The organism is Bradyrhizobium sp. SZCCHNS2022, from assembly GCF_032377575.1.
Lineage (GTDB): Bacteria > Pseudomonadota > Alphaproteobacteria > Rhizobiales > Xanthobacteraceae > Bradyrhizobium > Bradyrhizobium aeschynomenes.
In genome coordinates this window covers 2,652,760-2,667,528 of record NZ_JAUHHZ010000001.1, presented here as the reverse complement: position 1 = coordinate 2,667,528, position 14,769 = coordinate 2,652,760, and the positions used below count along the sequence as shown (strand labels likewise).

Genomic DNA, 14,769 nt, shown 5'->3' with positions numbered 1-14,769 from the left:
CGCCGCTTTGTGTCCTCTGCCATCACGGTTGCTCATGTCCTCCTGTCTGACGCTCAATGCGGTTGCCGCCGCGACACCTGACGGTCATCCGCTCTTCGACAATCTCACACTCTCCATCGGGGCCGAACGCGTCGGTCTGGTCGGCCGCAACGGCGCCGGCAAGTCGACCTTGCTCCGCATCGTCGCTGGCCTCTCCGAGCCTGCGGCCGGAGCGGTCACGCGCAGCGGGACGCTCGGCCTCCTGGCGCAGCACTGGGATCCCGGCTTGCGCGTCGACGAGGCGCTCGGCGTCGCCGGCGATCTTGCGGTCATCGATCGTATCGTCGTGGGAAAGAGCCGGGACAGCGACCTTGCCGATGATCTCGCGCGCGCGGATTGGAGCCTGCCGAGCCGTGTCGATGACGCGCTGACCGAGGCGGGCCTCGCCGGAATTGCGTTCGATCGCTCGATGGACTCGCTCAGCGGCGGCGAGCGGACGCGCGTCGGCATCGCACGGCTTCTGATCGAAATGCCGGATCTGCTGCTGCTCGACGAGCCCACGAACAATCTCGATGCTGAGGGGCGTGCCGCGATCGGCCGGCTGGTGCAGACCTGGCGCGGCGGCGTCCTGGTCGCCAGCCATGATCGCGCGCTGCTCGAATGGATGGACCGGATCGTCGAGCTGACGCCGGTCGGCGTGCACATCGTCGTCGGCGGCTGGTCGATGTTCGTCCAGGCCCGCGACGAGGCGCGGGCGCGGGCAGTCGCCGCGCTGGAGCGGGCCGATGCGCGCCTGCGCGACGTCGGACTCGCAGTGCAGCACCAGCGCGAGGCCAAGGGGCGCAAGGATCGGGCAGGGCGCGCATCCGCAGCGCGAGGCTCGGCGCCGAGGATCATGCTCGGTGCGCGCGCCGAGCGGGCGGAGAACACCGGCGGCCGCTTACAACGGCTCGCCGAGCGCATGATCAGCGAGGCGACCGGGCAACGCGATCAGGCGCGCAGGCAGCTCGAGGTGCTGACGCCGCTCTCCATGGTGCTGCCGCCGACCGGGCTCGGCGCCGGAACGGAGCTGCTCGTCATGGACGACGCGGTCGTGACCGCCGGTGACCGGACCTTCGGCCCCTGGACGCTTCACATCACGGGGCGGCAGCGAATTGCGATCACCGGACGCAATGGCGCGGGCAAGACCACGCTGCTCAGGGCCGCGACCGGCGCGATTCCGCTGATCGACGGAACGGTTCGGCGCGCCGAGGGGCGGATCGCGATGCTGGATCAGCACGTCGCGTTGCTGGATCGCAGCGACAGCATCATCGGCAATTTCCGCCGCCTCCATCCGGCGCTCGGCGCCGAGGCGGCGCATGCAGCCTGCGCGCGCTTCGCCTTTCGCAACCGCGACGCCGAGCAGACGGTGGAGACGCTGTCCGGCGGCGAGCGCCTGCGTGCGGGCCTTGCCTGCACGTTCGGCGGCGCGCGTCCGCCATGGCTGTTGCTGCTCGACGAGCCGACCAACCATCTCGACATTGTCTCGATCGAGATCCTGGAGCAGGCGCTGCGCGACTTCGACGGCGCGCTGCTGGTCGTCAGCCACGATCCGTCGTTTCTCGCCGCGATCGGCGTGGCCGACGAGTTCGAAGTCGCGAGCTGAGTGCTCATGGGGGAGATGAGGGGCAATCGGCGCGGCAACAAGGTCACCTCTCCCGAAGGGAGATGCATGCCGGGTGAGGGAGTACGGTCCAACTCATGGTCAACTTCCCCTCACCCGGCGCTGCGCGCCGAGCTCTCCCCGCCGGGGAGTGGTGAAGCAGCCTAGCGGATCGCGATCGGGTTGATGTTGCCCTGGACGCCGCCGCGCCAGCGCGGCTGGCCCAGCACGAACAGGAACTCGTAGCCCTTGTCCTTGGCGAGATCGGCCGTGTTCATGTTCTCGAGGATATAGGTCCCGTTCATGGCGAGCAGGATCTGGTGGACCTCGAACAGGTTCGACGACTCGAATGGGATGGCCTCGACACCCCAGGTGTCGGCGCCGACCGCGACCACGCCCTTGGAGGTCAGGTACTTGGCGCCCTCGACGCCGAGACCCGGCTCGCCCGCGCTGTAGCGCTTGTCGTCCTTGCCGACGAGGCCGAGCCAGCCGGTGTGGAAGATCACGATGTCACCCTGGCGGATCTCGACGCCCTGTTTCTTGGCGGCCTCCTCGATTTCCTTGACGTTGAACGCGGTGCCTTCCTTGACGACGTCGGTGTTGTAGTAGGCGGCCATGTCGAGCAGCACGCCGCGGGCCACCAGCGGCGGCACCTTCTCGATGCCGAGCTTCTTCAGGCCGGTCGGATCGGCGAAATCGTGCAGCTTGTTGCCGTTGTAGTAGACATGCTCGATGCCGAGATGGCCGAGGCCGTCGAGCTGGCTGCCGACGCCGACCCAGCCTTCGACGATGTCGTCATTGTAGGTCGCCTTGTTCGGGCCAAGACCTGGGATACCAGCCTGTCCCGGCTGCACCACGGTGATCTTGAACGAGCGCGGCGGATAGGCGGGGGTCTTGGGATCGATGATCATGCCGAGCGGGTAGGTCTTGCCGGTCTTCACCAGCGAGGCCGCTTTGACCACCAGCTCCGGCGTAATGTAGTTGGCGGCGCCGATCTCGTCGTTCGGCCCCCATTTCGACTTCGTCCAGTCTGCGGGCTTGTCCTGGGGCTTGTCCTGAGCAGTCGCCGTCCCGATCGCACCCATCAAGGCAATCGAGCAGCACAACACGAACGCGTTGCGCATCGCATTTCCTCCGACATGTTGACGTTTGTTGGTTTTCGCGCTGGCCAGCGCCACATCCTAACGTAGTGCAGGAGCGCGCGACAAAGCGTTTTTCGGCTGCGTGCGCTGCACAGCGCCCGAACGTCGCATCGGTCGAAATGACCGCGCTGCACCGAGGTGCCGGATCATTTCGTACCAAGGAATGTGCTGCGCGCCAGCGATGGCGTGCACAATCTCTGGGCGAGCGGGGTCACGCCGCGATGTCGCGATCCCCGCGGCCAAAGCCATCCATGAAGGCGGACAAGGCGCTGCTGCGATGTCCGGCGCGGCGATGGATGAAGAGCGTCTCGACCTGGGCATGGGATGGATCGAGCGTGTGCAGTCCGATGCTGCCGCTCATCTCATGTCGCGTCACCACCGCGCGCGGCAGCAAGGCGACGCCCATGCCGGCGGCCACGCAGCCGATCATGCCGTCGAGGGTGCCGAGCTCGATGCGGGCCGCCGCCGGCCAGCCGAACGCGTTGAAGACCTGCTCCAGGCGCTGCCGGTAGGTGCAGCCGGCCCTGAACATCAGCGCGGTCGGACCGGAGGCGATCGTTGCCGCGCGCAAGGCCGGCAGGCTTTCGAAGCGCCTGGCCGTCACCAGCACGAGCTCTTCCTCGAAGGCGACCAGGCCGGTGAGATTGGGATGATCGATCGGCCCGGCAACGAAGGCGCCATCGAGCGTCCCGTCGAGCACGCCGGCGACGAGCTCAGCTGTTGGCGCCGTGCGCAGGCTCAAGGAGACGGCTGGGAAGCGGCGGTGGAAATCCGCAAGACGCGTCGGCAGGCGCACCGCGGCGGTGGTCTCCATCGAGCCGATCATGAGCGATCCGTTCGGCTCGCCGTCGTCGCGCGCGGCGAGCACGGCTTCGCGGGACAAGGCCGCCAGGCGATCGGCGTAGGGCAGCAGGCGTTGTCCCGCGCCGGTCAATGTCATGCCGCGGCTGTGGCGTTCGAACAGCGCTGTGCCGATCTCGGCTTCCAGCGCCTTGATCCGCTGCGTGACATTGGACTGGACGGTGTTCAGGATTTCGGCGGCGCGCGTGATGCCGCCGGCGCGGGCCACGGCGGCGAAGGTCTGCAGGTCGCTCAGTTCCACAGCCGCTCTCCGTTTTGAATCTGCGATGGCAGGGTTCTCAACTATTCATTTTGACAGAATGCTAACCGCGCCTAGGGTTCGCGTCCAGACATCAGGGAAAGGCAGATGCTGAGAACGCCGCTGACGGAGAAGCTCGGCACGATTCATCCGATCCTGCTGGCGCCGATGGACCTGATCGCCGATGCGCGGCTGGTGCGTGCGGTCAGCGAAGCCGGCGGCTTCGGCATTCTCGGTGGCGGCTACGGCAACGGCATCTGGCTTGCGCAGGAAACGGCCAAGCTCAAGCGCCTGAGTGCGCCGTTCGGCATCGGCTTCATCACCTGGTCGCTGGCTAGGCAGCCGGAGCTGCTCGACATCGCGCTGGCGGCGAAGCCCGCGGCGGTGATGCTGTCGTTCGGCGATCCCGCGCGCTTCGCACCCGATATCAAGCAGGCCGGAGCGCTCTTGATCTGCCAGGTACAGGACCAAGCGATGGCGGAGCAGGCGCTCGCTGCGGGAGCCGACATCCTGGTCGCGCAAGGAACCGAAGCGGGCGGCCATGGCGCCTCGCGAACCACGCTCGACATCGTGCCCGCGATCGTCGACCTCACGGCGGGGCGCGTGCCGGTGGCGGCGGCCGGTGGTCTTGCGGATGGTCGTGGCCTTGCCGCGATGCTCACGCTCGGCGCCGACGGCGTGCTGCTCGGCACGCGGTTCTATGCCAGCCAGGAAGCCGCGGGCGCCGAGGACGCGAAGCGGCGCATCTGCGCTGCGAAGTCCGGCGAGACGGTTCGCGGCATCATCTTCGACCTGTCGCGCAACAATGTCTGGCCGGCGCCGTTCACAGGACGATGCCTGATCAACGACCATGCGCGGCGCTGGATGGGGCGGGAGGTCGAATTGCTGCAGCAGGTCGAGCGCGTGTCGGCCGACTATGTCAAGGCAAGGGCCGATGGCAATTTCGATGTCGCCGCCGTCATCGCCGGCGAGGCGGTCGGCCTGATCCATGATATTCCGCCGGCCGGCGAGATCGTCGAGCGGATCGTCGGCGAGGCCACCCGGATCCTGCAGGGGCGGCGCAACGCGACCTGGCTGCCGCGCAACGAAGAAGAGTGAGGTGAACCATGTGGCCCGATCGCCGCTTCCTGGATCTCGTCAAGACCGAGCACCCGATCGTGCTCGCCCCGATGGCCGGCGTGATGGATGCCGATCTCGTCATCGCCGTCGCGCAAGGTGGCGGCCTCGGCTCGCTGCCCTGTGCCATGCTGAGCGCCGACAAGGCCCGCGAGCAGGTCAACATCATCCGCCAGCGCGTCTCTGCGCCGATCAATGTGAACTTCTTCTGCCATACCCCGGTGGAGGCGGATGCTGTCCGTGAGACCGGCTGGAAGCAGCGGCTCGGCGCGTACTACGAGGAGTATGGCGTGGATCCGGCGGCGCCGGTCACGGCCGCCAACCGTGCGCCGTTCGACGCGGCGATGTGCGCCGTCGTCGAGGAGTTGAGGCCGGAGATCGTCAGCTTTCATTTCGGTCTGCCGGAGGCCGGCCTGCTGGCGCGCGTCAAGGCGACCGGTGCGATGGTGATGGCCTCCGCGACGGTCGTGCGCGAGGCGGTGTGGCTGGAACGGAACGGCGCCGACGTCATCATCGCGCAAGGCGCGGAGGCGGGCGGCCATCGCGGCATGTTCCTGACCGACAAGCTCGCCGAGCAGGTCGGGACGTTCGCGCTGGTGCCGCAGATCGTCGACGCGGTGAAGCTGCCCGTCATTGCCGCTGGCGGCATTGCGGACGCGCGCGGCATTGCCGCGGCGTTCGCGCTCGGCGCCTGCGGCGTGCAGATCGGCAGCGCCTTTCTGCGTTGTCCGGAATCCAAGGTCAGCGCGATCGCGCGCGCCGCGCTCGCGTCTGCCGATGACGAATCGACCGTGATCACCAATGTGATGACCGGGCGGCTCGCCCGCGGCGTCGCCAACCGGGTGATGCGCGAGGTCGGTCCGGTCTCGCCGGACGCGCCGGCGTTCCCGCACGCCGCGACCGCGCTGGGGCCGCTCAAGGCCGCCGCGGAGAAGCAGGGCAAGGTCGATTTCACCAATCTCTGGGCCGGGCAGGCGCTGCCGCTGGGCCGCGAGATCCCGGCGGCCGAGCTCACGCGGACGCTGGCCGAACAGGCGCTGGCGCGCCTCGCGCGGATGGCGGGCTGACGCCGCCGGAGACCTCGAGGGCGGGGCGCTGCCCTCGGAAAGTCCAGAGCCTGCCGGTTGCGGCGCGAAACCGGGCTCTGCTATAGGGCGGGTTCACTGTTTCCCGTGAGGCCCTATATAATGTCGGTCGATGCCGCCACCGTCCGCCGGATCGCGCAATTGGCGCGGATCGCTGTCACTGACGCCGAGGTCCCGCATCTGCAGGGCGAGCTCAATGCGATGCTGGCCTTCGTCGAGCAGCTTTCGGAGGTCAATGTCGAGGGCGTCGAGCCGATGACCTCGGTGACGCCGATGGCGATGAAGAAGCGCCAGGACGTCGTCACCGACGGCGAGATCGCCGACGACATCGTCAAGAACGCGCCCATGACCGAGAACAACTTCTTTCTCGTGCCGAAGGTCGTGGAATAGCTTGGGGCAGCTCCGCGCACCCGTCGCGCGTGATCCGCTCCTTCAAACCGACAAGCGAGCCAACGCCATGTGCCTGCTCTGCGACGATGAAGCGGCCTACAAGGCCTATATGGATTATCTCGACGCGATGGAGCGGCAGGGCAAGGCCGCCGATCCGGACAAGGCCGTGAACGAGGTGCTCGACCAGCTCCAAGCGGCCAACGCCAACAAGGCGAATACCACCAAGGCGAAGACGAACAAGTTCTTTGCCGACGATGCCGCCGACGACAAGACGCTTTCCCCCTTCTTCTGCAGCCCGATCAACAAATGACCGATTTGACTTCGATGACGCTCGCCGAGGCCCGCAAGGGCCTCGCGGACAAGACTTTCACGTCGCTCGAGCTGACCGACGCCCATCTGAAGGCGATGGAAGATGCGCGGGCGCTGAACGCGTTCGTGATGGAGACGCCGGACCAGGCGCGCGCGATGGCGCGCGAGGCCGACGCCAAGATCAATAAGGGCGAGGGTGGACCGCTCGCCGGCATTCCGCTCGGGATCAAGGACCTGTTCGCGACCAAGGACGTCCGCACCACCGCGTGCTCGAAGATCCTCGGCAATTTCGTGCCGACCTATGAGTCGACCGTGACCTCGCAGCTGTGGCGCGACGGCGCGGTCATGCTCGGCAAGCTCAACAATGACGAGTTCGCGATGGGCTCGTCGAACGAGACCTCGTATTTCGGTCCGGTCGGCAACCCCTGGCGCCGCGAGGGCTCCAACACCACGCTGGTGCCGGGCGGCTCGTCCGGCGGCTCGGCCTCGGCGGTGGCGGCGCTGCTCTGCATGGGCGCGACGGCGACCGACACCGGTGGTTCGATCCGCCAGCCGGCGGCGTTCACCGCCACCGTCGGCATCAAGCCGACCTATGGCCGCTGCTCGCGCTGGGGCATCGTCGCCTTCGCCTCGTCGCTCGACCAGGCCGGGCCGATCGCGCGCTCGACCCGCGACGCCGCCATCCTGCTGCGCTCGATGGCCGGGCACGATCCGAAGGACACGACCTCGGTCGATCTCCCCGTGCCGGACTATGAGGCCGCCATCGGCAAGTCCGTGAAGGGCATGAAGATCGGCATTCCCAAGGAGTATCGGCTCGACGGCATGCCGGCCGAGATCGAAAAGCTCTGGAGCGAGGGCGCGGCGTGGCTCAAGGCGGCCGGCGCCGAGCTGGTCGAGGTGTCGCTGCCGCACACCAAATACGCGCTGCCGGCCTATTATATCGTAGCGCCGGCGGAGGCGTCCTCGAACCTCGCCCGCTACGACGGCGTCCGCTACGGCCTGCGCGTGCCCGGCAAGTCGATCGGCGAGCTCTACGAGAACACCCGCGCCGAAGGTTTCGGGGCGGAGGTGCGGCGCCGCGTCATGATCGGCACCTATGTGCTGTCGGCCGGCTATTACGACGCCTATTACATCCGGGCGCAGAAGGTCCGCACCCTGATCAAGAAGGATTTCGAGGACTGCTTCGCCAAGGGTGTGAGCGCGATCCTGACGCCGGCGACGCCGTCGGCCGCCTTCGGTATCGGCGAGAAGGGCGGCGCGGACCCGGTCGAGATGTATCTCAACGACATCTTCACGGTGACCGTGAACATGGCCGGCCTGCCGGGCATCGCGGTGCCCGCCGGCAAGGACGCGCAGGGGCTGCCGCTCGGGCTGCAGCTGATCGGCCGTCCGTTCGACGAGGAGACGCTGTTCTCGCTCGGCGAGGTCATCGAGCAGGCGGCGGGCCGCTTCACGCCCGTTCGGTGGTGGTGAGCGTCGCCGGCTTCAAGACGAGCCTCGCGGGCGACGCGCCCGCGACCGGGCTGTCGCCGGTGCTGACCGGCCTGTGGTGGCTGGCGAAGGGCGATTGGGACCGCGCGCACAGGATCATTCAGGACGAGACCGGCCGCGATGCGGCCTGGGCGCACGCGCATCTGCATCGCGTTGAGGGCGATCTCGGCAATGCGGCCTATTGGTACCGCCAGGCCGGGCAGCCGGTCGCGACCGATGCGTTGGATATCGAATTCGAGCGGATCGTCTCCGCGCTGATGGGGAGTTGAGGGCCATGACGGCAACCAGCGGCAAGCTGATGAAGGGCGCAACGGGCGACTGGGAGGTCGTGATCGGCATGGAGATCCACGCCCAGGTCACCTCGAAGTCCAAACTGTTCTCGGGCGCGTCCACCGCCTTCGGCGGCGATCCCAATACCCATGTGTCGCTGGTCGACGTCGCAATGCCCGGCATGCTGCCGGTGATCAACGAGGAGTGCGTGCGCCAGGCCGTGCGCACCGGGCTCGGGCTGAACGCCAAGATCAACCTGCGCTCGGTGTTCGACCGCAAGAACTATTTCTATCCGGACCTGCCGCAGGGCTACCAGATCAGCCAGTACAAGGATCCGATCGTCGGCGAGGGCGAGGTCACGGTCGAGCTTGACGGCGGCAAGACCGCCACCATCGGCATCGAGCGCCTGCACATCGAGCAGGATCCCGGCAAGATGCTGCACGACCAGTCGCCGTCGCTGTCCTATATCGACTACAACCGCTGCGGCGTGGCGCTGATGGAGATCGTCTCCAAGCCGGACATCCGCGACGCCGAGCAGGCCAAGGCCTACGTGACCAAGCTGCGCTCGATCATGCGCTATCTCGGCACCTGCGACGGCGACATGGAGAAGGGAAGCCTGCGCGCCGACGTGAACGTCTCCGTGCGCAAGCCGGGCGGCCCGCTCGGCACCCGCTGCGAGATCAAGAACATCAACTCCATCAGCTTCATCGGCCAGGCGGTCGAGGCCGAGGCGCGCCGCCAGATCGAGATCATCGAGGACGGCGGCGTCATCGAGCAGGAAACCCGCCGGTTCGATCCCGACAAGGGCGAGACGCGGTCGATGCGCTCCAAGGAGGAGGCGCATGATTACCGTTACTTCCCGGACCCGGACCTGCTGCCGCTCGAGTTCTCTCAGGCGTTCGTCGACGAGCTGAAGGCCGCGCTGCCCGAGCTGCCCGACCAGAAGAAGGCGCGCTTCATCGCCGATCTCGGCCTGTCGCCCTACGACGCCTCGGTGCTGGTCGCCGAGCGCGAGAGCGCGGCCTTCTATGAAGGCGTGCTGGAGGCGCTGTTCGACCGCGCACGCGACGGCAAGCTCGCCGCCAACTGGGTGATCAACGAGCTGTTCGGCCGTCTCAACAAGGAAGGCCGCGACATCTCGTCCTCTCCGGTGTCGGCGTCCCAGCTCGCTTCCATCGTCGCGCTGATCGGCGAGGGCACCATCTCCGGCAAGATCGCCAAGGACCTGTTCGAGATCGTCTGGAGCGAGGGCGGCGATCCGCGCGAACTCGTCGAGAGCCGCGGCATGAAGCAGGTCACCGACCTCGGCGCGATCGAGAAGGTGGTCGACGAGATCATCGCCGCCAATCCGGAGAAGGTCGCGCAGGCCAAGGCGAAGCCGCAGCTCGCCGGATGGTTCGTCGGTCAGGTGATGAAGTCGTCGGGCGGCAAGGCCAACCCGCAGGCGGTCAACGATCTCCTGAAGAGGAAGCTCGGCATCTGAAACGACGATCGCTGGTCTTCGTTCCGACGGCGCGCACCACGGTGCGCGCCGTTTTCGTTTGGGCTCGCGTCCAGCGAATCGCCGCACGCGATTCGCAAAAAAGCCACCGTTCGCGAGCGATCGAACGCGCACGACGGTGTGTACGATGAAAATTTTTTCGTTGCCAAAATTTACGACTCGGAGTCCGTGAGCGGCTCTTCCGATGTGAGTCTGCGCGGCGCAACGGAGTTGTCGCCGCTGCCGCTTGATCTTGCAGCAATTCAGGAAATCCTTGCAGCGTAGGCTTTTCTTGCGATCGCTATTAGTAGCAGGCTCGCCGTTGCGCCGACGCGAGATCGCGTTTCCGATGGCGACCGTCGTGCTGCTTCGCGCGTTTCGCCAGCCGTACACGCGCGCGCGTGTCAACACTTCCTTAAGCCGGAAGCTGTTTTTTTTCACTCGTTGGTGTATCGATATGGAGTGCATCTCGATTCCCGAGTGCACGCATCGACTAAGCCAACTCACATCGGAGGGCAACATGGCCAAGAAAGCGAAGAAGGCGAAGAAGGCAGTGAAGAAGGTCGCGAAGACCGCGGCGAAGAAGACTGCCAAGAAGACCAAGAAGGTCGCCAAGAAGAAGTAACTCTCGCAGTCCGCTGCGAGATGAGTCCGGCAGCTTGAAGCCGGCACGTCGTTGGAACGAAGGGACGCGCAGCTCGTTCAGAGCCGGCGAATCCCCTTAGGCTCCAATCGACGATAGAGGGTGTCGGCGAGACATCAGGTCAACGGTCGGATCGAACTCCAAGGCAGCCTTGCTGCGGCGGGACGGTCCGGCAGAAGAAACAGGATTTCTTCGTTCGGTGCAGATCGCGTTTCCGGTCTGCAATCTCACGAGCGGCTCACGGGCCAGAGTGAGATCTGATCCTGACGTGTTCGCCGACGCCCTCGATCCCGGCACAGCGCCGGAGGGCGGCTCTGTCCGACACTCTCCTCCATTACTCTCTCCCACTGCTTTTCATCCCATGTAGCTGACGCGCTACACGGCGTTGGCCGAGTTGCGCCTCGGACGGCGTGAGCGAAGGCGCGCTCCTTGTTGGCGTCGAGTCGTTGTCTTGCGGGGATCGATCGGGACGTTGTCTCGGGCCTCGTCCATCAGCTGGCTCGGCGTTGCCCATGCCGCCGGTTGCAACGGCCGCAACATCGCGTTTCGCGGATGGTTAGAGGTTTGCCAAACAGAACGGTAAATCGATCTTTCCCACCTTGAAAAATCCCATCTGAATCAAGCGTTTGAGCTTCGGCCCGGAAGATCGGTCGCTTTGCGTTCAGGCTTCCTTCAGCACGATGTTTAAACTGCCTTTCAAACTTGATCCGCATCCTTCGCGCATAAGCCGTCAAACGGCATGGGGACTAACCAGGCGTTGAACAGTTGGACGGGGGCTGCGCTCCAAGGGAGCCGCCTCCTGGTGAGAAGGAGAGCGACGATGTTTCAGGGACAACTCAATTTCGTTGATGTGACCACCGCCGAGCAGGGCGCCAATGGCGACGTGCTGTTCGAACTCGGCATGCTCTATGCGAGCGGTCGCGACGGCGTGGTCGATCTGGTGGCCGCGCACAAATGGTTCAACCTCGCCGCCCTCAAGGGGCGTGTCGATGCGGCGGCGATGCGCCGTGAGGTCGCCGAGCAGATGTCGGACGCCGACATCGCTGCTGCGCAGCGCGAGGCGCGCGCCTGGATGAGCGCGCGCTGATCATGCAATGCTGTAGCTGTCCGGCCTCGCGCCTCGGAGAGGTGCAGAGCGAGGTCGGCGCCGGGCCCCTGCGGTGAGCGGATCCGGTCGCCGGGAATCGACTGAGATCCACATCCGCGACCAAGCCTCGTCGAGCGCCCACAAATCTCCTATCTGTCGTCGCAGGTGGCGCAGGAAGCGGGATGTTGTGAATGGGCCAGGCGCGGCGACAGCCGAGACGGCAAGAGCTGATCGACTGCCATGACTGCGGGAACGGCGTATCGTTCAGCGCGGTGGCGTGTCCGCATTGCGGGTCGACCGAGCCGGCCGGGCCTGCGGTGCAGAGCCGGCGCGAGTTGCAGCGGTTGCGGATCGAGGCCGCCAACGACCGGCGTCTCGTCGTGGTGACCGCGCTGTGTGCCGGTCTCGGCACATTATATGGTGCGGTGATGGGAGCAGGGGGCGCAGCGTCCTGGTGGGCGGCGCTTGGCTACGGCTTCGTCGGCGCCGTCATCGGCGTGCCCGCCGCCTTCGTGATCAACATCAGCCGCAGCCTGTTCGACTGAGGCGCGCACGGCCCGACGAAGATCGTGCGACGATGGCCGGTGTCGGAACGGGCGAACAATCGATGGAGATGGTGCCGCACCAGCCCTTGTCGCCAAGGGGACACATGGCAGAGACGGGACAGACGGCAGAGGCAGGTCACATGGCGGAGACGGAGGGATTCGAACCCTCGATAGGGCTTTACAACCCTATAACGGTTTAGCAAACCGCCGCCTTCAGCCACTCGGCCACGTCTCCGGCGAGCGTCGGTATGCCCGACGACGCGCCGAGCCGCAAGCGGCAGATTGCAGCTGGTTCGAAATCCTCACAGCTGCGCAGCTCTGATGGATATAGTCGGGCGGCGACTTGTCTGTGGAGCGTGCGCCGGCGGCCGCGGTCGCCGGCAGTCCTCCCGCCGTCGCGACGAGTTCAACTCTGCGCTCAAGACCGCCTGGGTCGGCGTGATGCAGAATCGCCACACCCCGTCGGGCTGCCCCGAATCTCAGGCATTTCCGGCCCGAGATGGTGCCCGCGGCGCCCGACTTGCGCCATTTCCTGGCTGGGGAGTGTGTCCGGGCATAAGCACCCAAAAATGCGCTGTCAAAAAACAGTAATATAAACAGTCTCTTAGGTGGTCCCGCAGAACCACGGTTCCGTGCCTTTTGTGCAACACCGTTCCAAAAAGGCGCCTGCTGACGGCCGCAATGATGGTTCCTTTGTTGCGTGTGCAAAGGCGTTCGGTAATTCTGCTCGCACGACGAAGGGGGGCATCCCGACGTCGTCCCGTTTCAGGTCGTTCGCTCAAGTCCCTCGCGTCATGCGGGTGTGTCCGATAGCGCGAAGCGGCTGAGCGACGGGTCGAAAGGGATCAGGACCAACCTCGAGGGTGTCTCACACCCAGCGGACTCGGAACCTTCCCTGACTGAGCAACTTGGAGGTTTAACACTATGAACACGATCAAGAGCCTCGTCCTTGGCTCGGCGGCAGTTCTCGTCGCCATGTCCGGGGCCCAGGCAGCTGACCTTCCGATCAAGGCCAAGGCGGTCGAGTATGTGAAGGTCTGCTCGCTGTACGGCGCCGGCTTCTACTACATCCCCGGCACCGACACCTGCATCAAGCTCGGCGGCTATCTCCGCGCGGAGGCGTCGTTCGCCAGCAACGGCCAGTACAACAACGCCGTCAACGGCGTTTCGGGCGGCAACAACCGCCACAGCAACTACTACTACAGCCGCGCTCGTCAGGACCTCAACATCGACACGCGCACCGCGACCGAGTACGGCGTGGTTCGTACCTATGCCGACCTGACGTTCACCTGGACCAGCGGCACCTACGCCGGCTCCGGCTCGGCGACCGGCGCGACCGCCTACTCGACGGCCGGCGCTCCTGGCGCTCAGGCCGACGGCAACATCGCGCAGGGCGGCGTTGGCGTGTACTACGCCTTCATCCAGTTCGCCGGCTTCACGATGGGTAAGGCCGTGTCGCAGTTCGACGCGCCCTGGACCAACTACCCGGGCAACAACTTCGACGGCCTGTGGGGCGGCGGCGGCACCGTGACCGGTGTCAACCAGTTCACCTACACCGCCGACTTCGGCTCGGGCATCACGGCGGCGATCTCGGCGCAGGACCAGACGGCGTACTACCAGACCAACCTCTGGAACGTCTCGGGCATCACCGCTGCCAGCATCATCGGCGGCGCCTACGGCACCAACTCGTACGGCGGCAACGTCGCTCCGGACATCGTCGGCATGGTCCGCGTCGACCAGGCCTGGGGTCTGTTCCAGGCGTCGTTCGCGGCGCATGACAACCACACCGGCTACTACGGTGCGGCGGAGACCTCGGGTCACCCGGCTGACAAGTGGGGCTGGGCTGCTCAGCTGGCCTTGTCGATCAAGAACATCCCGACCGGCCCCGGCGACAGCATCAACATCCAGGGTGTCTACACCAACGGTGCGAGCCGCTACAACGCTCAGAGCCTGGTGCCGACCTCCTACGCGATGTACGGCGGCAGCAGCACGGCTGGCGTCTACGGTACGCTCGGCTTCGCCGGCGTGAGCGACTCGGTGTTCGTCACGGGCGGTGAGCAGCAGCTGACCACCACCTACGGCTTCCGCGGTGCTTACACGCACAACTGGAGCCCGACCTGGAACTCGGCGATCTACGGTTCGTGGGCTGCCGTGTCCTACAACAACACTGCCAAGGGCCTGATCTGCGGCAGCGCGGCGATGGGTGCGATCGCGGGCGCAGGCTTCACCTGCAACCCCGACTTCAACATCTCCTCGCTGGGTCTGATCACCCGCTGGACTCCCGTCAAGAACCTGACCTTCTCGGCGGACGTTGCCTGGACCAACCTGGACCAGAAGTACTCGGGCAACATCGTTTCCCCGGCCACGAGCGCAACCTCGAAGCCGGCTGCGACCTACCAGCTCAAGGACCAGAACTCGGTCTCCTTGCTGCTTCGCGCTCAGCGCAACTTCTGATCCCGATCGACAGATTGGGTTCGAGAGCCCCCGGCAG

The 14,769-nt window shown here is 66.0% G+C and carries 13 protein-coding genes and 1 tRNA gene; 11 read left to right on the top strand and 3 right to left on the bottom strand.

Translation table 11 applies throughout. The annotated features are described in order from the left end of the window. Positions 1-34: 34 nt before the first annotated feature. On the top strand, positions 35-1,624 hold the full coding sequence (locus QXZ94_RS11895; protein ID WP_315720555.1) for an ABC-F family ATP-binding cassette domain-containing protein: 1,590 nt from the start codon (positions 35-37) through the stop codon (positions 1,622-1,624). 161 nt (positions 1,625-1,785) lie between these two features. Here the strand turns inward: QXZ94_RS11895 and QXZ94_RS11890 are convergent, their stop codons facing one another. Continuing rightward, positions 1,786-2,745 (bottom strand): cyclase family protein, encoded by a 960-nt coding sequence (locus tag QXZ94_RS11890; protein WP_315720554.1) that lies wholly within the window; start codon positions 2,743-2,745, stop codon positions 1,786-1,788. A 229-nt stretch (positions 2,746-2,974) separates the two neighbouring features. Continuing rightward, positions 2,975-3,865: a LysR family transcriptional regulator gene (locus tag QXZ94_RS11885; RefSeq protein ID WP_315720553.1), complete on the bottom strand. Its 891-nt coding sequence runs from the start codon at positions 3,863-3,865 to the stop codon at positions 2,975-2,977. A 105-nt stretch (positions 3,866-3,970) separates the two neighbouring features. Between QXZ94_RS11885 and QXZ94_RS11880 the strand changes: the two genes are divergently transcribed. From QXZ94_RS11880 to QXZ94_RS11840, 9 genes are all read left to right on the top strand, one after another. Further along, a complete protein-coding gene (locus QXZ94_RS11880) occupies positions 3,971-4,960 on the top strand; it encodes a nitronate monooxygenase (protein WP_315720552.1) in 990 nt (329 codons plus the stop codon). Positions 4,961-4,968: 8 nt separating this feature from the next. Continuing rightward, positions 4,969-6,045 carry a nitronate monooxygenase family protein gene (locus QXZ94_RS11875; RefSeq protein ID WP_315720551.1) on the top strand — a complete coding sequence of 359 codons (1,077 nt, stop codon included), beginning with the start codon at positions 4,969-4,971 and terminating at the stop codon, positions 6,043-6,045. Positions 6,046-6,165: 120 nt separating this feature from the next. Beyond that, on the top strand, positions 6,166-6,453 hold the full coding sequence (gene gatC / locus QXZ94_RS11870) for an Asp-tRNA(Asn)/Glu-tRNA(Gln) amidotransferase subunit GatC (RefSeq protein WP_315720550.1): 288 nt from the start codon (positions 6,166-6,168) through the stop codon (positions 6,451-6,453). A gap of 67 nt (positions 6,454-6,520) precedes the next feature. Beyond that, complete coding sequence (locus QXZ94_RS11865; RefSeq protein WP_315720549.1) at positions 6,521-6,763, top strand: hypothetical protein; 243 nt, start codon at positions 6,521-6,523, stop codon at positions 6,761-6,763. After that, positions 6,760-8,235 (top strand): Asp-tRNA(Asn)/Glu-tRNA(Gln) amidotransferase subunit GatA, encoded by a 1,476-nt coding sequence (gene gatA, locus QXZ94_RS11860; protein ID WP_315720548.1) that lies wholly within the window; start codon positions 6,760-6,762, stop codon positions 8,233-8,235. Before QXZ94_RS11865 ends, gatA begins: the two co-directional genes overlap by 4 nt. Continuing rightward, positions 8,226-8,522 carry a hypothetical protein gene (locus QXZ94_RS11855; protein WP_315720547.1) on the top strand — a complete coding sequence of 99 codons (297 nt, stop codon included), beginning with the start codon at positions 8,226-8,228 and terminating at the stop codon, positions 8,520-8,522. The genes gatA and QXZ94_RS11855 overlap by 10 nt, the downstream gene beginning before the upstream one ends. A gap of 5 nt (positions 8,523-8,527) precedes the next feature. Further along, a complete protein-coding gene (gatB, locus tag QXZ94_RS11850) occupies positions 8,528-10,006 on the top strand; it encodes an Asp-tRNA(Asn)/Glu-tRNA(Gln) amidotransferase subunit GatB (RefSeq protein ID WP_315720546.1) in 1,479 nt (492 codons plus the stop codon). Positions 10,007-11,466: 1,460 nt separating this feature from the next. After that, positions 11,467-11,733 carry a hypothetical protein gene (locus QXZ94_RS11845; RefSeq protein ID WP_172114020.1) on the top strand — a complete coding sequence of 89 codons (267 nt, stop codon included), beginning with the start codon at positions 11,467-11,469 and terminating at the stop codon, positions 11,731-11,733. A gap of 191 nt (positions 11,734-11,924) precedes the next feature. Continuing rightward, positions 11,925-12,278 carry a hypothetical protein gene (locus QXZ94_RS11840; protein WP_315720545.1) on the top strand — a complete coding sequence of 118 codons (354 nt, stop codon included), beginning with the start codon at positions 11,925-11,927 and terminating at the stop codon, positions 12,276-12,278. A 141-nt stretch (positions 12,279-12,419) separates the two neighbouring features. On the opposite strand, the gene QXZ94_RS11835 is transcribed toward QXZ94_RS11840, so the two are convergent. Continuing rightward, positions 12,420-12,513: transfer RNA gene (locus QXZ94_RS11835), tRNA-Ser, on the bottom strand. Positions 12,514-13,202: 689 nt separating this feature from the next. On the opposite strand from QXZ94_RS11835, the gene QXZ94_RS11830 reads away from it, so the two are divergent. After that, positions 13,203-14,732, top strand: coding sequence for a porin (locus QXZ94_RS11830; protein WP_315720544.1), 1,530 nt, complete (start codon positions 13,203-13,205; stop codon positions 14,730-14,732). Positions 14,733-14,769 lie beyond the last annotated feature (37 nt).